The organism is Hyphomicrobium sp. ghe19 (genome assembly GCF_902712875.1).
Classification (GTDB): domain Bacteria; phylum Pseudomonadota; class Alphaproteobacteria; order Rhizobiales; family Hyphomicrobiaceae; genus Hyphomicrobium_B.
On sequence record NZ_LR743509.1, the window covers coordinates 4,415,492 to 4,434,203 of the forward strand.

General features: G+C 61.4%; 15 protein-coding genes. 1 reads left to right on the forward strand and 14 read right to left on the reverse strand.

From position 1 onward, the window contains the following. Positions 1-3 precede the first annotated feature (3 nt). The 14 genes from ybeY to mutS all read right to left on the reverse strand — a co-directional run bounded on the left by ybeY (position 4) and on the right by mutS (position 16,217). Positions 4-441 (reverse strand): rRNA maturation RNase YbeY, encoded by a 438-nt coding sequence (gene ybeY / locus AACL53_RS21010; RefSeq protein ID WP_339086595.1) that lies wholly within the window; start codon positions 439-441, stop codon positions 4-6. Positions 442-518: 77 nt separating this feature from the next. After that, positions 519-1,532: a PhoH family protein gene (locus AACL53_RS21015; RefSeq protein WP_339086597.1), complete on the reverse strand. Its 1,014-nt coding sequence runs from the start codon at positions 1,530-1,532 to the stop codon at positions 519-521. Between the two features lie 167 nt (positions 1,533-1,699). Continuing rightward, positions 1,700-3,049, reverse strand: a complete 1,350-nt coding sequence (gene miaB, locus AACL53_RS21020; protein ID WP_339086599.1) for a tRNA (N6-isopentenyl adenosine(37)-C2)-methylthiotransferase MiaB — start codon at positions 3,047-3,049, stop codon at positions 1,700-1,702. Between the two features lie 74 nt (positions 3,050-3,123). Then, positions 3,124-4,005, reverse strand: a complete 882-nt coding sequence (locus AACL53_RS21025; RefSeq protein WP_339086600.1) for a 1-acyl-sn-glycerol-3-phosphate acyltransferase — start codon at positions 4,003-4,005, stop codon at positions 3,124-3,126. An 8-nt stretch (positions 4,006-4,013) separates the two neighbouring features. Beyond that, positions 4,014-4,469, reverse strand: a complete 456-nt coding sequence (locus AACL53_RS21030) for a Fur family transcriptional regulator (RefSeq protein ID WP_092868922.1) — start codon at positions 4,467-4,469, stop codon at positions 4,014-4,016. Between the two features lie 87 nt (positions 4,470-4,556). After that, a complete protein-coding gene (gene rimI, locus AACL53_RS21035; RefSeq protein WP_339086603.1) occupies positions 4,557-5,066 on the reverse strand; it encodes a ribosomal protein S18-alanine N-acetyltransferase in 510 nt (169 codons plus the stop codon). After that, positions 5,063-5,761, reverse strand: a complete 699-nt coding sequence (tsaB, locus tag AACL53_RS21040; RefSeq protein ID WP_339086605.1) for a tRNA (adenosine(37)-N6)-threonylcarbamoyltransferase complex dimerization subunit type 1 TsaB — start codon at positions 5,759-5,761, stop codon at positions 5,063-5,065. The genes rimI and tsaB overlap by 4 nt, the downstream gene beginning before the upstream one ends. Positions 5,762-5,775: 14 nt before the next feature. Continuing rightward, the gene (locus AACL53_RS21045; protein ID WP_339086606.1) at positions 5,776-6,366 is read right to left on the reverse strand and encodes a malonic semialdehyde reductase; all 591 of its coding nucleotides are present in this window, start codon (positions 6,364-6,366) and stop codon (positions 5,776-5,778) included. A gap of 74 nt (positions 6,367-6,440) precedes the next feature. Then, positions 6,441-6,995: a NifU family protein gene (locus AACL53_RS21050; RefSeq protein WP_339086607.1), complete on the reverse strand. Its 555-nt coding sequence runs from the start codon at positions 6,993-6,995 to the stop codon at positions 6,441-6,443. Positions 6,996-7,121: 126 nt separating this feature from the next. Then, entirely contained in the window at positions 7,122-7,622 is a 501-nt protein-coding gene (locus AACL53_RS21055; protein ID WP_339086608.1) for a universal stress protein, read from the reverse strand. A 57-nt stretch (positions 7,623-7,679) separates the two neighbouring features. Then, positions 7,680-8,717: a tryptophan--tRNA ligase gene (trpS, locus tag AACL53_RS21060; protein ID WP_339086609.1), complete on the reverse strand. Its 1,038-nt coding sequence runs from the start codon at positions 8,715-8,717 to the stop codon at positions 7,680-7,682. A gap of 105 nt (positions 8,718-8,822) precedes the next feature. Next, the gene (gene murJ / locus AACL53_RS21065) at positions 8,823-10,403 is read right to left on the reverse strand and encodes a murein biosynthesis integral membrane protein MurJ (RefSeq protein ID WP_339086610.1); all 1,581 of its coding nucleotides are present in this window, start codon (positions 10,401-10,403) and stop codon (positions 8,823-8,825) included. Between the two features lie 190 nt (positions 10,404-10,593). Continuing rightward, positions 10,594-13,395, reverse strand: coding sequence for a [protein-PII] uridylyltransferase (locus AACL53_RS21070; RefSeq protein ID WP_339086611.1), 2,802 nt, complete (start codon positions 13,393-13,395; stop codon positions 10,594-10,596). Next, positions 13,392-16,217: a DNA mismatch repair protein MutS gene (gene mutS / locus AACL53_RS21075; RefSeq protein ID WP_339086613.1), complete on the reverse strand. Its 2,826-nt coding sequence runs from the start codon at positions 16,215-16,217 to the stop codon at positions 13,392-13,394. The genes AACL53_RS21070 and mutS overlap by 4 nt, the downstream gene beginning before the upstream one ends. Before the next feature lie 197 nt (positions 16,218-16,414). Here mutS and AACL53_RS21080 point away from each other — a divergent pair, with 197 nt between their 5' ends. Next, positions 16,415-18,688, forward strand: a complete 2,274-nt coding sequence (locus AACL53_RS21080; protein WP_339086614.1) for an NADP-dependent malic enzyme — start codon at positions 16,415-16,417, stop codon at positions 18,686-18,688. The last annotated feature ends 24 nt before the right edge of the window (positions 18,689-18,712 follow it).

The window sequence follows — 18,712 nt, forward strand, 5'->3', positions numbered from 1 at the left end:
CGGTCAGTCATTTGTACCGGTTTCCAGAGCGCCCGTGTAGGGATTTGCAACGCCCAATTTTGAAAGTATTTCAATTTCAATAGTTTCCATACGTTCCGCGTCGGCGGTCGTCTCGTGATCATAGCCTAAAAGATGCAGCACGCCATGCACCACCAAGTGTTGCACGTGATGCTCGAACGGCACGCCCTGTTCCAGGGCTTCGCGTTCAACGGTTTCCAGCGCCATGATGATATCGCCTAGCTGACCGTCCGAGGCGCCGTGGCCCGCCGGAAAAGACAATACATTCGTGGGCTTAGCTTTTCCGCGGAAACGCTCGTTAAGATCGGCGACGATGGCGTCGGAGGATAGGGCGATCGTCAGGAACGCCGATTGCAAGCCGTCGCCGGCCGCCAGAATAGCCGCACGGGCGGCATCGTCGATGACGCCGTCCAGGTTGCTCACGCGCGACCAGTCGCCGTCATCTTCGACGATTTCGATCTCGAAGACCGAAGCAGATGCTTTTTGAGACCGTGGCATGGTTATTTGGGTTGGATGTCCTTCGGCCGATCGTAGGCGTCGACGATCTTGGCGACAAGATCGCGACGAACGATATCGCCCGCGAGGAACTTCACGATCGAGATGTCATCCACCTCGTCGAGCAGATCGACAGCCTCGACGAGGCCCGACTTCGTACCCGGCGGTAGATCGATCTGCGACGGATCACCCGTCACGACCATTTTCGATCCTTCGCCGATGCGGGTCAGAAACATCTTCATCTGCATGCTGGTCGTGTTCTGGGCTTCGTCGAGAATGACGAAAGCGTTGGCCAGTGTGCGGCCACGCATGAACGCCAGCGGCGCAACCTCGATGACGCCGGTTTCGATATCGCGCTCGACCTTTTCGGGCGGCAGGACATCATAAAGAGCATCGTAGAGCGGCCTGAGGTATGGGTCGACCTTGTCACGCATGTCGCCCGGCAGAAAGCCGAGACGCTCGCCGGCTTCGACGGCGGGACGCGAAAGGATGATGCGCTCGACAAGCCCGCGCTCGAGGCACTGGGCCGCGAAAGCGACAGCGATATAGGTCTTGCCGGTGCCAGCCGGTCCGAGACCGAATACGAGGTCGTGCTTATCGATGGCGCGGATATAGGTGCTTTGCGTCGGCGTCCTCGCTTTGACGACGCGGCGGCGCGTGGCGACTTGGGCTTGTCCCTCGGACGTAGCGGTCCCTTCGGCGCGGGCATGACGGATCAGCCCGTCGATATCGCCGGGGCCGATCGTTTCGCCTTTTGCAATTCGGGAATAGAGGCGTTCCAGGACACTTCGCGCATTGGCGCAGGACGTTGCGGGCCCCGTCAGGATGACGACGTTGCCGTGGGCATGCGCGTCGATGCCTAATCGGTCTTCTATGAGGGCCAGGTGGCTGTCGTATTCCCCAAGCAACTGCGTGAGCAGCCGATTGTCTTCAAAGGGTACAACGACGCGAGCATCTTCGAACTCCGGCTTATTGGGCCGTTTCGATGCCGACGCGGAGGCCCCGCGGAATGCTGCCAATCCTGACACTCCCTTGCTGGTTGCTCGTGCTCTTCTAGCCGTATCTCTCAAATTCGAATCGACCACTATCCCAACGTTAGCATGTGACAAAGAGGTTCGGCATGCTCCGGTGTGGTTAACGCACAGCCAACCTCAAACGACAACCGAACTCAATCAGTATAACTCGCTTATGCTGCAGGTATGACACCTGACAGGCTGACGCGCCGGGTTTCCGTTACCGCCACATTCGCCGTCTGGCCGGCGAAATTGCCATCTCCTACCGCATGGACAAGCTGTAGATAGGGTGACCTGCCGACGAATTCACCTGGGTTACGGCCAGGGCGTTCGAAAAGCACTGGCATGGTGCTTCCGAGCGTCTTGGCGTTGAAGGCGGTCTGCTGCTCATCCAGCAGCGCCTGGAGCCGATGCAGCCGCGCGGTCTTCACGTCTTCGGGGACTTGCACTTCGAGCCCGGCGGCCGGGGTTCCGGGCCGGGGGCTGTATTTGAACGAAAAGGCCTGGGCAAATCCGACGGCCTTTACAAGCGCGATCGTTTCTTCGGCATCTTCATCGGTTTCACCGGGGAAGCCGACGATGAAGTCGCTCGACAGCGCGATGTCCGGCCGCGCCGCGCGAACGCGCGCGATCAGGTCGATGTATTCCGCGGCGCGATGCTTGCGGTTCATGGCCGTCAGCATGCGGTCGGAGCCGGACTGCACGGGGAGGTGCAGAAACGGCATCAGCTGCGGCACCTCGGCGTGGGCGGCGATCAGATCGTCGCTCATGTCGCGCGGATGGCTCGTCATGTAGCGAATGCGTTCGATGCCGTCGATTTCGGCCAGCCTGCGGATCAATTCCGCGAGCCCGACGGCGCGTCCCGACGGGCCTTCGCCGTGGTAGGCGTTGACGTTCTGGCCGAGGAGAACGAGCTCTTTTGCGCCGGCAACTGCCAGCTCTCGCACTTCCGCTTCGAGCTTGGCGACGGGACGGGAAAACTCGGCGCCCCGCGTGTAGGGGACCACGCAGAACGTGCAGAACTTGTCGCAACCTTCCTGGACGGTGAGAAACGCCGACGGCGAAGAGACGCGGCGCGGCGCCTTCATCGCGGTGAATTTCTCGTCGCCCGGAAATTCCGTTTCGACGATGCGCTCGTTTTTGGTTTCGGCGCGGACGATCAGCTCGGGCAGGCGATGATAGCTCTGCGGGCCGATGACGAGATCGACCGCGGGCTGACGCCTCGTGATCTCCGAGCCTTCGGCTTGGGCGACGCAGCCGGCGACCGCGATGACCGTTTCCTTGCCGCCGTGTTTGCGCGCGTCCTTGATGTCGCGGATGCGTCCGAGATCGGAATAGACTTTCTCGGCGGCTTTCTCGCGGATGTGGCAGGTATTCAGGATCACCAGATCGGCGTTGCCCACGTCATCGGTCTGGCTGTAGCCGTCGCGCGCTAAAGCCTCCGCCATACGCTCGCTGTCGTAGACGTTCATCTGACAGCCGAACGTCTTCAGAAAATAGGTTTTCGGGTTTGCGCGCTGCACGTGAATGGCCGGCTCGAAATGGTCTTATTTGCTCATGAACTCGTCGGACCAGCGCATAGCATAGAAAGCCGCGCTTATGTCCATTTCTCGCTGCGGACCTGCGGCAATGCGAGCTTTTGCCGGCGGCTTTCCTGAGACGGTTCGACCGGAACGAGGCCGGGATCGCCCGGACGGCCGCGGAGGATGCCGAGAACGGCTGTGCGGATCGCCCGTTCGGTCTTCAGGGCCAAATCCTTGCGGTCCTTGAAGTCGCTCAGGGGAACGGGGGGCCCGACCTTGATCGTGACCGTTATCGGCCCCGATCGCAGAACGCCCCAGGCGTGCGACGTCATCTCCATGTCGCCGTACCAGCCGATGCGCGGCCGGTCGGCGCGCGTCAACGGAATGCCGCGGACGTGGGTATAGACGACGGCTGCAGTCTGGACGACGACCTGCGGGTCCGACGGCGCGGCCACGCCCGAGACGGCTCCAAACAGCGAGGTTTTGAACGGGAGCACGCGATTGCCGTCGCTCGAGGTTCCCTCGGCGAAGAGAACGATCGTGTCGCCCTGTTTCAGCCGCGTCATGATTTCGGCTGCGGCGTCACCTGTTGCCTGCCGTCGCGTCCGGTCGACGAACACGGAGCGCTGCAGGCGCGCGAGCGCTGATACGAAGGGCCAGCCGCCTACTTCGAGCTTCGCCACGAACGAAACGGGCGCCAGCGCCGAGAGCACTGGGATGTCGAGCCAGGACGTATGATTGCAAACGAGGAGCACGGGCGAATCTTCGACGACCGCGCCATCGATCTCGAGCGTTATTCCGAGTATCCGGCAGACTTGACTGTGGTACCAATTCGGAAAGCGCCGTGCGGCTTTGGGCGCGAACTTCAATAGGAGAGCCTGTACCGGCATCAGCGGCAGCGTGAAGCCCATGAAAGCTGCGAGTACGGCTGAGGCGCGAAGTGAGCCGTTTGCCATTCTGGTCGCTAGCCCTTCCGGTTCGAAGGCTTTTTCTTCGCGAGCGGCACGCCATAAAGTTCCAGCCGGTGGCCGACCAGCTCGAAACCGAGTTCGCGTGCAATGCGCTCCTGCAATTCCTCGATTTCGGGATTCGAAAATTCGATCACGCGGCCGCTTTCGATGTCGACGAGATGATCGTGATGCTCGCGCGGCGCCGCTTCGTAGCGTCCACGGCCGTGGCCGAATTCGTGCCGTTCGAGAATGCCTTTCGCGGAAAACAGCTTGAGCGTGCGATAAACGGTCGAGAGCGAAATTCTTCGATCGATCGTATGGGCGCGGCGATGCACCTCTTCGACGTCGGGATGGTCGGTTGCGGACGAGAGCACCTGGGCGATGACGCGGCGTTGGCCCGTCATTCGCAGTCCGCATTCCGCGCATCGCGATTCGATAGACGTCTCGGATTTTGCGGCCGGCAGGGTCATAGCGATTGGGCTTTGGCTTAAGCGCGACTATTCCTCGTCGCCGGAGTATGGCCGGGTTATAGGCAGTGACAAGGCTGCGCGTCTACATCAGGCCGGCTGTTCAGAATCTTCGAGCGTCAGGACGAGCGTCAAGGCATCGACGCGGGCGTTTCCGGGACGCTCATAATAGCGCTTTCGCCGCCCGGCTTCGACAAATCCAAGTTTGCGGTAGAGGGCGAGGCCGCTCGCGTTGTCCTCTGCAACCTCAAGGAATATGCGTTTTGCGCCGCCGCGCCGCGCTGCGCGCATCAAACCTTCGAGGAGGCCGGTTGCGAGCCCGACGCGCTGCCAGTCCGGCGAGACGCCGATCGAGAGGATCTCGGCCTCGTCGGCGGCGAGCTGGCCGATCAGGAAGCCAATGACCGCTTTTTTCTGGCCGCCTGCGACCGCGATCAGGGAGGTTGCGGCCGGGTGTTCCAGAAGCGATTTGATCGCTGCGGCATCCCAAGGCGGATCGAAAAGTTTGGTGTGTAACGTTGCGATTTCTTCGGCTCGATCCGGCGCCGCCCAAAGCATGCTCGCATGCTTCAAATTTCGGAACGGCGTGACGTTCGTCATGCCCCGGCTCCGATGAATGGGCTCGGCGCTGGGGGCTTTGCATCAGGTGCACGGAGATAGAGCGGCTTCACCGTTCGCGAAACGGGAAGCTCGCAGGCCGGGAAAAGCATATCGAGGGCGTCGGGAAGCAGGTCGGCCAAGATCGCCGTCGCTTCGGCTCCTTCGCGATTGGCTTCACTTGCGAGCAGCTCGGCGCCGGAACCCGCGATGACGATCGGTCCTTGTCCCAGCAACTTGGCTGCGGCGGAAATCGTCGCGCATTGCGCCTCGACGACGGTTTGCATCGTGTGGCGGTCGAAGACCTCGAAATAGACCTCGCCGCGCCGTGCGTCGGTCGCGATGGCGATGCGCCGCGTTGGGGCGGCCGGAATTCGTGCGCTCATCGCCATCAATCTGAGGCTTGAAAGAGCGACGAACTCGGCGCCTGTCGCGAGCGCCAGCGCCCGCGCTGCGGAGACGGAAATGCGCGTGCCGGTAAACGTGCCAGGGCCATAGGTCAGCGCGATACGGTCGAGGGACCTGAATTCAAGCCCGGCTTCCGACATCACCGCCCCGATCATCGGCAGCAAGCGCTCCGCGTGCCCCGTTTGCATGGGCTCGAAGGCAAAGGCGATGCCCGGGGTGAGGGAACGAAGCCCACGGCCCGCCGCGGCCGAGCAAGCATCGAAACAGGTGTCGAGCGAAAGTATGTTCATTCCTGGCGGAGCTTTTAAATGACCGTGGCTATTTCGTCGAACGTGAAGCGTGGTGAGCGCGGGTGGACCCCCGCCGGATCCCCGTACCCCAAATTACAGAGGAAATTCGACTTAATTTCTGTTCCGGTAAAGAACTCGGCGTCTACCCCCGCATTTTGAAAGCCTGACATTGGACCGCAGTCGAGCCCGAGGGCGCGCGCCGCGAGAATGAAATACCCGCCTTGGAGCGTTCCATTACGGAACGCGGTTGTATCAGCGTGCTGCTTTTTGCCCGTGAACCAGCTTTTGGCGTCGGTATGCGGGAAGAGCTTCGGCAGTGCTTCGTAGAAGTTCAAATCGTACGCAATAATGGCCGTTACTGGTGCGGCCATCGTCTTATCCACATTGCCGGCGCTGAGGTGAGGCTTCAGGCGCGCCTTTGCATCGGGCGATTTGACGAAGACGAAACGGGCCGGGGAGCAGTTAGCGCTCGTCGGAGCCCATTTCATATGCTCGACGATCCGGCGAAGGAGGGCGTCGGGTACCTCCTTGGGTTGCCATTTGTTGTTGGTGCGCGCCTCGTCGAACAGTTGGTCGAGTGTGGTTTGAGCGAGCGGTTCGGCCATGATGTCCTGTCCGTTTTGAAGTCCAAATACGAAGAACCCCGCCGAAGCGGGGTTCGAAGGGATGAAATCTCGTCTTAGACCGCCTGCACGGCTTGCACGTCGGGGCAGAAGTGCTTCAGCAGGTTTTCGATGCCGTTGCGCAACGTGGCCGTCGAACTCGGGCAACCCGAGCAGGCGCCGCGCATGTGGAGATAGACGACGCCGTCGCGGAAGCCTGAAAACGTGATGTCGCCGCCATCCTGGGCGACGGCCGGGCGCACGCGCGTCTCGAGCAATTCCTTGATCGTTGCGACGGTCGACTCGTCTTCCGGGTCATAGCTTTCCGAGGCGTTGTCATTGGCGTCTTCGCCTTCGGAGACGGGCGCGCCGGACATGTAATGTTCCATGATGGCGCCCAGCACCATCGGCTTCAGGTGCTGCCATTCGATGTCGCCCTTGGTGACCGAAATGAAGTCGGAGCCAAGGAAGACGCCGTCAACGCCCTCGATCGAAAAGAGCCGGGTGGCGAGCGGCGATGCAGATGCATCGTTCTTCGTGCGGAAATCCGCAGTGCCGTCGGCGAGGACATCTCGTCCCGGAATGAACTTCAGCGTCGCCGGATTGGGCGTGGCTTCCGTTTGAATAAACATATTGCCTCACTTCGTGGTCGTTGTTCCACGCGCGCCGTACCGCACGGGCAGGATTGGAAGGCTTCAAATATAGGTATCGCGGCTGCCCATGTCGAGGTATTGCCCCCTGGCTGACAGGGGGTCAATTTAGGCCAAAGCCTTGATTTCCGCGAGTGAAAGTTGGCCTGGGACTACTGTTACGGGTACGGCGAAGCCGCCGGTTGCCCGCGCGGTCGCCAAGGACGCCACCAGCGGACCCGGCCCCTTGGCGTCGATCGAGGCCCCGAGCACGAGGATGGCAATATCCTCGTCTTCGGCGATGACGTGGTTGATTTCTTCGGCGGTGCGACCTTCGCGCACGACGTCCTCGGTCTCGACGCTCTCAAATCCGGCATGTGCGAGCTTTCGCCGGAAAAGGCGGAACAGCGCCTTTGCCTTGGTCGTCTCTTCGTCCAGCTGGACCTGGTGAACGCCCGCCCAATGCTGCAACTCGCTCGGCTCGATCACGTAGAGCATGACGAGCAGGCCCGATGAGCGCTGAACGCGGCTCGCGGCGTAATAGAGCGCGCTTTCGACTTCCTGGCTCTCGTCGACGACGATCAGGAATTTGCGGCGATGGCCTTCTTCGAAGGAGCGGCGAGGTTTCATGGACGCGATGCTGCCATTCCTCGGCAATCGCTGCAACGGCCAGTGCCGGTGAATTCGTCAGCTTCTGATGAAGCCGACGATGTCCTTGACTTTGCCCATGATGGGGGTCGCGATTTCCCGCGCCCGCGAAGATCCGTCAGCGAGAATACGATCGATCTCGGCCGGATCGCCGGTCAGCCGCTTTATCTCGTTTGCGATGGGTTCGATCTTCGCGACGAGCGCGTCGGCCAGAACCTTCTTGAACGCGGAGAATTGTTGACCGCCGAATTCGGCCAGCACGGCGTCGACGGGCTTGTCGACCAAAGTCGCATAGATTCCGATCAGGTTTTCCGCTTCCGGGCGGCCGGTAAAGCCGCCTTCCTCGCTGGGCAGCGGCTCGGTGTCGGTCTTCGCTTTCTGGACTTTCTTGGCGATCGTGTCGGCATCGTCCGTCATGTTGATCCGCGAGAGGTCGGACGGATCGGACTTCGACATCTTCTTCGAGCCGTCGCGCAGGCTCATGACCCGTGTCGCCGCGCCCGTGATGACCGGCTCAGGCTGGGGAAAGAAAATTCCGTCCGCGAAGCCTTCGGCGATGATCGAGGCCGAGAAATCGTTGTTGAACTTCTGCGCGATGTCGCGGGCAAGCTCCAGATGCTGCTTCTGGTCCTCGCCGACGGGAACGTGCGTTGCCCGGTAAGCGAGGATGTCGGCGGCCATCAGGTTCGGGTAGGCGTAAAGACCAACGGATGCCTGCTCGCGGTCCTTGCCGGCCTTCTCCTTGAACTGGGTCATGCGGTTCAGCCAGCCGAGGCGGGCGACGCAGTTGAAGACCCAGGCGAGCTCAGCGTGGGCGCTGACCTGCGATTGATTGAAGAGAATGCTTTTCTTCGGGTCGAGACCGGCAGCGATATAGGCAGCCGTAACTTGGCGGATCGCGTTCTTGAGTTCAGCCGGGTCCTGCCACACGGTGATCGCATGCAGATCGACGACGCAATAAATGCACTCGTGCGTCTCCTGCATTTTGATCCAGTTGACCATCGCGCCGAGATAGTTGCCGAGATGCAAGCTGCCGGTCGGCTGCATGCCGGAGAAAACGCGCGGCGTGATTTTCATTGGAGTACGTACCGTGTTGAAGGGATCCGGCGGCCTTATCGCGTGCGGAGGCTCGCCGCGCAAGAGCGAAGGCTTTTGGCTCGTTCCTGTTGCTAGTTCTCGTCGCTAGTTTTGGCGCCGCGTCAGGCGGCCGAGCTGGCCAATGGACATGACGCCCGTGGCCAAAATCAAAAAGCCGAAAACCCCCAGTCCGACACCGATCTCAAGCGCCAGGAAGGACGCTTTGATGAAAAACCCGCCGCCGTGATCGAGATGAGGCGCGAGGACGTGGCTCGTGCCCAGCAGGGCGACCACCATGGCAACGCTCGAAAACAGGATCAGCGGAATGTTCCGCTTGATCCGCGCGTCGACAATGAAGTCGCCGCGACGCCGCAAGGTCGACCACAGGAGATAGGCGTTGAGCCAGCCGCCGAGGGTGGTGGCGATGGCAATGCCGAGCTGGGGCATCATGCCGAGATGGCGCAACAGGAAGAACAGCGCGATAGAGCCGATCGTGTTTGCCGTGAGGCTGATCGTTGCGTAACGCATCGGCGTCGCCGTGTCTTCGCGAGCGTAATAGGCTGGCGAGAAGACCTTGATCATCACAAATGCGGGAAGGCCGAGCGCAAACAACGCCAGCACCGATGCCGTGACTTTGGTGTCCTCGGGGCCGAACGCGCCGCGCTCGAAGAGTACGCGGGTAATGTCAGTCGGGATCGCAACGAGGGCGAGAGCTGCCGGGATCGTCAGCAGGAGCGCGAATTCCAGCGAGCGGTTCTGACTGTCCATCACGCCTGCGGTGTTGCCTAATCTGAGCTGGCGCGAAACGTCGGGCAGCAGCACGATCCCGATGGCGATACCGACGATCGCCAGAGGCAATTCGTATATCCGGTCTGCATAATAGAGGTGGGAAACGGCGCCCGGCTGGAGCGACGCGATGACGGTTCCAATTGCGATATTGAGCTGTGTCACGCCGCCGGAAATAACGCCGGGGATGCCGAGGCGCACGAGCTTGCGCACGTCCGGCGTCAGCCGCGGCCGGCGGATGGAGAGATGCATGCCCGCACGGTGCATGCCCCACATCAGCAGCGCCAGCTGAAGGAAGCCTGCCGCGAAGACGCCCCATGCCTGGATGATGCCGGCTTCGGGGCCCGCCTTGTAGCCGTACCACAACGCGATGAGCGTCGCGATCATCATGACGCCGTTGAGCACGATCGAAACCGATGCGCTTTCGGCGAAGCGCCCGACGGAGTTCAGCGCGCCCGACATCAAAGCGACGATCGACATGCACAGCAGATACGGCATCGTGATCCGTGTCAGGAGCACGGCCAAATCGTACTTCTCTGGGTTCGCGTCGAAGCCCGGCGCCAAGCCGTACATCAGCACGGGCATGGCGATTTCCGAAACGAACGTGACGATCAGCAGGATGAAGAGAAGCCCCGCCATCGCGTCTTCGGCAAACCTGCGGGCTGCATCCTTGCCGTCGCCTTCGAGCTTCTTGGCGAATATCGGCACGAAGGCGGAGTTGAAGGCGCCTTCTCCGAACAGCCGGCGAAACAGGTTGGGGAAACGGAAGGCGACGACGAAGGCATCAGCCACCCATCCGGAGCCGAGGGTCGCTGCGATCAGGATGTCGCGCATGAAGCCGAATACACGGCTCAGAAGGGTCAAGCCGCCGACGGTCGCGAACGATTTATAGAGTTTCATCGATTGAACGGCTTACGGTTCGCGTTTTGCCAAAGGCAGCAGGCTGCCCTCTTAGACCGGCTTAGGCCGGCAGACATCCGGCATTTTGATGGTCGGACGGCCTCAATTGTGACGAGTGGCCGACAAGTCACGTCGAGGCCTCGTTGCATTTGTCCCATTTCCGGCTTTCCGAGGACATTCGCCGCGTCCGTTAGGCGCGGGCGGGTTCAGATGCAGTTTTCAAAGGATCGGTGTCCGGATCGAGAACGGATTGCAGCCGCGTCCGGAGCGCGTTCTGGCGCGCTTCGTTGACGATCTGCTTGCCGACCAGATCGGTCACGTAAAACACGTCGACGGCCTTTTCGCCGAACGTGGTCACGTGCGCCGAAGCGATATCGAGAGACAGATCCGAGAGGGCGGATGTCAATTCGTAGAGGAGGCCCGGGCGATCGCGGCCGGAAACTTCGAGAACCGTCAGGCGATCGGAGAGGGCGTTGTTGATGACGACCTCCGGCTCGACGGTAAAGGCCTCGACGCCTCTCGAACCTGAGCGCCGCTTTTGCAGGAGCCCCGCTAGCTGTTCCTTGCCGTTCAGCAGCCGCTCGATCGTATCGATGATGCGACGTGCACGGCGAAGCTCGTCCTCGTCGTCAGGGAATTCGCGATTGAGCAGAAACGTGTCGAGTGCGAAGCCGTCCCGCGTCGTCGTGATGTGCGCGCCGGCGATATTGGCGCCGGCTGCAGCGCAAGCTCCGGCGAAGAGCGAGAGAAGCCTCGCATGGTTCGGGGCGAAGACCGTCAGCTCCGTTATCGCGGTAAAGGAATCGGTTTTGATCGCGGTCGCGAATTTCGTGTGCGAACGCATGGCATCGCGCACGACGTTCGCATGCTCGATTTGCGTCGCCAGATCGGTCCGCAGCCAATAGTTCTGATAGTGTCGTGCGATGAAGTTGTCGACGTCGCTCGCCGGCCAGTTGAAGAGGGCGTTGCGCAAGGCCGTCTGCGCCTCCTCGATCCGCTCACCGCGCGGCGCTTGCGTATGGCCGCCCGCAACGAGCGGTTCGGTTTCGTGATAAAGCGTGCGCAGGAGCTGACCTTTCCAGCCGTTCCAGACGCCCGGGCCGACGGCCATGATGTCGGCGGAGGTCAACAGCAGGAGCATTTTCAGGCGCTCCGGACTTTGCACGATGTTGGCGAACGCGCGGATCGTATCGGGATCGGATATGTCGCGCGAATGCGCGAAGTTGCTCATCGTCAGGTGCTCTTGGATGAGCCATGCGACGAGTTCCGTTTCTGCCGCCGTCATGCCCAGTCGCGGGCAGATCTTGCGCGCGATGCGTGCTCCGACCGTCGAGTGGCTTTCCTTGCGGCCTTTGCCGATGTCGTGAATGAAAGCCGCAACGAGCAGGGCACGGCGATTTTGAAGTGAGGAGAAGACGGCCGTCGAGAGCGGCAGCTCGGCTGCAAGATCGCCGCGCTCGATGGCAACGATGTTGCCGAGCGTTCGCAATAGATGCTCATCGACCGTGTAGTGATGATACATGTTGAACTGCATCATCGCGACGATGCGGCCGAACTCGGGCAGGAAGCGGCCGAGCACGCCGGCTTCGTTCATGTGCCGGAGCGAGGCTTCCGGATTGCCATGCGCGGTCAGCAGCGAGAGGAATATGCTGTTGGCTTCGGGATCATGCCGCAGCTTGTCGTCGATCAGTCGAAGCGAACCGCGAAGCAGACGAATGGCATCCGGATGGAGGTAGGCGCCCGTGTTCGCGGCCTGCGCGAAGAAGCGAATAAGATTGACCGGATCGCGGACGAAGACATCGGCGTCGGCGACGTTCAGCCGATCGTTGTCGATGCGGAAATCGGTTTTCTGGCGGACTTCGCGCCGCATCTTCCAGCTCAGGGGATTGAGCAGGCGCTTATAGCCGGGCGACGTCTTCAGCTGCTGCATTTCGAGCGCGCCGCAGAGGATCGTCGTCAGGTCGCCGACGTCTTTTGCGATGAGAAAATAATGCTTCATGAAGCGTTCGACCGCGCGCAGCCCTTCACGCGACGTATAGCCGAGGCTTTGTGCCATTGCGGGCTGCACCTCGAACGACAGAACCTCTTCGGCCCGTCCCGTCAGGAAGTGCAGGAAGCAGCGAACGCGCCAGAGAAAATCTTCGCAGCGGCGGAAGGTCTGCACCTCTTCGGGCGTAAATATTCCGGCTTCGACGGCCGCGGCGCCAACGTCCTGATTGAAGATGTATTTCGACAGCCAATGCAACGTATGCAGATCGCGGAGGCCGCCCTTGCCGTCCTTGATGTTCGGTTCGACCTTGTAACGGCTCGAACCGGCGCGCCGCGTTCGCTCGTCGCGTTCGGCCATCTTGGCGTCGATGAACTGGCGTGCCGTGCCGGCGACGACTTCAGAGCGGAAACGATCCTCGAATTCGGCAAAAAGCTGCTTGTCTCCGAGGATGAGGCGGGAATCGAGGAGTGCCGTTCGGATCGTGATATCGGCGAGGCCGAGCTTCAGGCACTGTTCGACGGTGCGCGTCGCGTGCCCGACTTTGAAGCCCAGATCCCAAAGCAGATAGAGCATGTATTCGGCGACGCTCTCGCCCCATGGCGTCTGCTTGTAGGGGAGCAGGAACAGGAGATCGATGTCGGAGCCCGGCGCGAGGAGGCCGCGTCCGTAGCCCCCTGTCGCCACGATTGCCATTCGCTCGGCGTCGGACGGGTTGGTCGCGCGATAGACGTGCGTTACCGTGTAATCGTAGATCAGCCTGATCATCTCGTCCTGAAACAGGCTCAGGCCGGCGGCGCATCGTCTGCCGTTGCCGTCGGCTTCAAGCGCGGTTCGCGCAGATTCCCGGGCGTTCTTGAGAATCGTCTTCAGGCTGTCGAGGACCTTGGGCCGTGCTTCAAATGGTGACGGACTCGCATTGAAATGCGCGGTCAGTTCGCGACGCGCCGCGACCGTATCGAAGTAAGGCGGGGGGACCAGCACACTGAATGTTTCGTCGGTCAAGGCTTTGTCTTCTTCTGGGCTTCGGCAAGGGCCTTGAGTTCATAAAGCTTTTCGAGCGCCGCCTTCGGCGACAATTCATCAGGATGCATGGCGGTGAGCAGCTTTTCAACGGCTGAAGGCTCATTGGCCGTGGCTGCGCCCGTCGGCCGCGCTGCTGAAAACAAAGGTAGATCGTCGATCCCTTCATTGTCGACGCGCGGACGCCGATCCGCCTTCTCCAATCGCTCCAAAACCTGACGGGCCCGGGTGACAACGGCGTCCGGCAGGCCCGCCAGCTTCGCGACCTGGATACCGTACGAGCGGTTGGCGGCGCCGGGCTTAACTTTATGCAGAAAAACGATGGTATCCTGCCATTCGGCAACGTCCATCGTGACGTTTGCGATCCCGTCGAGGCGTCGCGCAAGCGCGGTCAGCTCGTGATAGTGGGTGGCGAAGAGCGCCCGCGCCTTGGTTATTCCGTGCAGGTATTCGACGGTTGCCCAAGCGATGGATAGCCCGTCGAACGTCGCGGTGCCGCGGCCGATCTCGTCGAGAATGACGAGGGAATGCTCCGTCGCCTGATTGAGGATGGCGGCCGTTTCGACCATTTCGACCATGAAGGTCGAGCGTCCGCGCGCCAGGTCGTCGGACGCGCCGACGCGCGAGAATAGCCGGTCGACGATACCGATGTGTGCGGATCGTGCGGGCACGTACGAGCCCATTTGCGCCATTACCGTGATGAGGGCGTTCTGGCGGAGGAAGGTCGATTTGCCGGCCATATTCGGGCCGGTCACAAGCCATATGCGGGCGTCCGGCAGCTCGTCGAAGCCGGGGGGCGCTGCTGCTCCGCCCCTGCCTAGGACGCAGTCATTTTCGATGAAAGCCGCGCCTTCACTTTTCGCCAGGGCTTGCTGAACGACAGGGTGACGGCCGCCGCGGATTTCGAATGCCGAGCTTTGGTCCGTGATCGGCCGCACATAGCCTTGTTCGAGCGCCAGAGATGCGAGCGCTGCATAGACGTCGAGTTCGCCAAGTGCGCCTGCGGCCGCGCCGAGCGCCTCCGTTGCCGCTCCGATGTGTTGCGCGAGGCTCGCGAAGATTTCCTGTTCCAAGCTCAGCGCGCGTTCGCTTGCGGATGCGATCTGGCCTTCGATTTCGAGCAGCTCTGTGGTCGCAAATCGCACCGCGTTGGCCATCGTTTGCCGATGTCTGAAGCGTTCGGACAGAGGAGGTGACAGCAGCGGCTTGGCGTTGAGCTGTGTCACCTCGATGTAGAAGCCGAGGATGTTGTTGTGGCGGACGCGAAGCGTCTTGACGCCTGTCTCTTCGATGTAGCGCGCTTCGAGATCCGCCATCACGCGGCGGCTATCGTTCCGCAATGCGCGAGCCCTATCGAGATCGGCGTTGTAGCCGTCTTTGACGAAGCCCCCGTCGCGTTTGAGAAGCGGCGGATCTTCGACGAGAGCTCTGTCGAGCGCCGAAGCGAGCGACGGCGGGACCGCTGTAAGACGCGAGCGGATCGATTGAAGTTCGGGCGGCAGTGGCAGCGGTCCTGTCGCCGCCGTCAGCATGGTGGCAGCTTCGCCGGCTGCCTCCAGGGCGTCGCGCACGGCTGCCAAATCGCGAGGGCCGCCGCGTCCGAAACCCAGTCGCGGCAAGGCGCGTGCGAGATCGGGCGTTCCGCGGAGGAGGAAGCGGAGGTCATCCATCAGGCGGCGATTGGAAAGCAAGCAGCTGACGGCGTCGAGCCTCGCTTCGATTGCGAGAGGATCGGTGAGAGGACTCGAGATTCGTGCAAGCAATTCGCGGGCGCCTGCGCCGGTTATCGTCCGGTCGATGGCGCCGAGCAGCGACGATGACTTGTCGCCGGATGACGACTTCACCAATTCGAGGCTCGTTCGGCTCGCCGCATCGATGAAGAGGCAGGCGCTGCCGGTACGGCGAGGGGCGTGAATGAGCGGCTTCTGGCCCATTTGAGTCAGGTCGACGTATTTCAGAACTGCGCCGATCGCCGCCAGCTCGCGGCGCGAGAACCCTCCGAAGCCTGCGAGATCGGCAACGCCCAAGCAGGCTTTGAGATCGCGTGTGCCTGCAGCGCTGTCGAAATATGCGGAGGGGATCGGCGTCGTCTTGCCGCCCGAATATTCAACCGCCCTGACGAATGTTTGATCGGCGAGCAGCGTATCGGGGGCGAGCACTTCGCTCGGCGCTAAGCGAATGAGCTCGCCGGCGAGATCGAGGGCGGAAATCTCGGCCACTTCGAATTCACCCGTCGAGATGTCGAGTGAGGCGAGCGCGACGCGCGTTTGGGCCGGGTCGTTTGCGCCGGATGACGAGCCAAAAACGGCGGTCAAGTAATTGCTGGCTTTGGCGTCGAGAAGCGCTTCTTCAGTGAGCGTGCCGGGCGTGACGAGGCGCACGACATCGCGTTTGACGACAGCCTTGGCACCACGCTTTCTCGCTTCAGCGGGATCTTCGAGCTGCTCGCAAACGGCGACGCGATACCCCTTCTTAATCAAACGCTGCAAATATTCGTCGGCCCGGTGCACGGGGACGCCGCACATCGGGATGTCGTTCCCCCTGTGCTTGCCGCGCTTCGTCAAAACGATCGACAGCGCTTCGGACGCGGTAACCGCATCTTCAAAGAATAGCTCGTAGAAGTCTCCCATGCGGTACCAAAGGAGACTGTCCGGATTTGCTGCCTTGATTTCGAGGTACTGCGCCATCGACGGCGTCGCCTCGTAAGAGACGGCCGGTTCACCTTCGCTGTGCGACACTTCGGCTGTCGCCGGCGGCTCCGATTCGGGTGGCCTGCTCTTGCGCTGCACGTCGGTTCTGGACATCAAGTGACTACGTTTCAATTTGCCCCATTGGCCTTGATCGATGGCGCAGCGTGAGACGCTCCATCGCCCCGATCGAAGCGTCGGATATGCATAGGTTGCTGTCTCGCCTGCTGCAACCTATCGTGCCGGCACTTTTCCCCTGATGTGTGGTTCAGCAGCAAATGCCGCCCGCAAAAATCGATAAACGGTCCAACAACATGGCCTCCCTTCATCGCGCAGCCCAAGTTACGGCTCAGGAAGCGCTCGCCTTTCACGCGGGCGGCAAGCCCGGCAAACTCGAGATTACGCCGACGAAGCCCCTGGCCACGCAGCGCGATCTGTCACTTGCTTACTCTCCGGGCGTTGCTATTCCGGTTCTCGCGATCGCGGAGAACCCACGGGACGCATATGCCTATACGAGCAAAGGCAACTTCATCGCGGTGGTGTCGAACGGCACGGCCATTCTCGGACTTGGCAATCTCGGCGCGCTGGCTGCAAAGCCGGTCATGGAAGGCAAGGCGGCGCTGTTCAAGCGGTTCGCGGACCTCGATGCCATCGATCTCCTCGTCGACACGGCCGATCCCGAGGCCTTTATCAACTCAGTTCGTTATCTTGGACCCTCGTTCGGCGGCATAAATCTCGAAGACATCAAGTCGCCCGACTGTTTCGTCATCGAGGAGAAACTCAAAGAGCTGCTCGATATCCCGGTCTTCCATGACGATCAGCATGGGACGGCGATCGTCGTTGCGGCGGGCATCCTGAATGGTCTCCGAGTCGTCGAGAAAGACATCGGCGACGTGAAGCTCGTCTGTGCCGGCGCGGGTGCTGCGGCGCTTGCCTGTCTCAATCTGCTCGTGATGATCGGCGTCAAGCGCGAACACATCACCGTCTGCGATATCGAAGGCGTCGTCTATGAGGGCCGCAAGGAACTCATGGACATCTACAAGGCGCCCTTCGCGCAGAAGACGAATGCGAGGGTGCTGGCGGAGGTCATTGAAGGCGCCGACATTTTCCTCGGGCTCTCGGCGGCGGGTGTGCTTTCGCAAGAGATGGTCGCGACGATGGGGCCAAAGCCAATCATTTTCGCGATGGCAAACCCCGATCCGGAAATTACACCGGAAGAAGTGAAGGCTGTCCGGTCCGACGCGATCATGGCGACGGGCCGCTCCGACTATCCAAACCAGGTCAACAACGTTCTCTGCTTCCCCTTCATCTTTCGCGGCGCGCTCGACGTTCACGCGACGACGATCAACGACGCGATGAAGATTGCCGCAGCGGAAGCCATCGCGGCGCTCGCGCGCGCCGAGGTTCCGGACAAGGTCGCGGCAGCCTTTCTCGGAGAACGTCCGACGTTCGGGCCGGGGTACATCATTCCCGCGCCGTTCGACCCGCGGCTTCTGCCGCACGTTTCGGCGGCCGTTGCGAAAGCCGCAATGGATTCCGGCGTGGCGCGCAATCCGATCGTCGATATGGAAGGCTACGTCGCAAGGTTGAGGGGCCGCCTCGATCCCGTCGCAAGCTGGCTGCAATCGACATTCGATGCCGTTCGCAGCGATCCGAAACGCGTTGTCTTCGCCGAGGGCGAAGATCACGCTGTCATTCGCGCGGCCAACACGTTTCTGCAGCAGGGCTTTGGGCAGCCGATCCTGATCGGTTCGAAAAAGATCGTCACCGAGCGGTTTCGCGAACTCGGCATACCGCTTCGAAAAGAATTCGCTTTGATCGACACGACGGCGTCACCGTTTCTCGAAGAGTTCTCGGATTTTCTCTATTCGCGTCTTCAGCGGCGGGGATATCTGAAGCGCGATTGCGAACGCCTCGTCACCAACGAGCGCAATGTGTTCGGCGCGTTGATGGTGGCGCACGGCCATGCGGACGCGATGGTTTCCGGTGTGACGCGCAACTGGACGAGCGTCTATTCCGATGTTCATCGCGTCATGGATCAAAAGCCGGGACGTCACGTGATCGGCGTCTCGCTGGCATTGAACCGCGGCCGCGCCGTTCTCATCGCCGACACCAGCATCCATGACATGCCGACTGCAGAGCAGCTCGCCGATATCGCCGTGGAAGCCGCGCGCGCCGCACGTGCCTTTGGTATCGAGCCGCGTGTGGCGCTGCTCGCTTACTCGAATTTCGGCCAGCCGAAGAGCGAACGCACGGAGAAGGTTCGGCAGGCGGTGCGTATTCTCGACGAGCGTCTTGTCGATTTCGAGTACGACGGGGATATGGCTGCCGACGTCGCGCTCAATCGCTCGCTTATGGATCATTATCCGTTCTGCCGTCTGTCGGACACGGCGAACGTTCTCGTCATGCCGGCGTTTCACGCCGCATCGATTTCAACCAAGATGCTGAAAGAGCTCGGTGGCGCGACGCTCATCGGGCCGATCGTCGTCGGTCTTTCGCATCCGGTGCAGATCTGCACGTTCGGGTCGACCGACGCCGATATCGTCAATATGGCGGCGCTCGCAGCCTACGGCGCCGGCCGCACGTAAAGCCGGATGCGCGGGCCGCCCGGG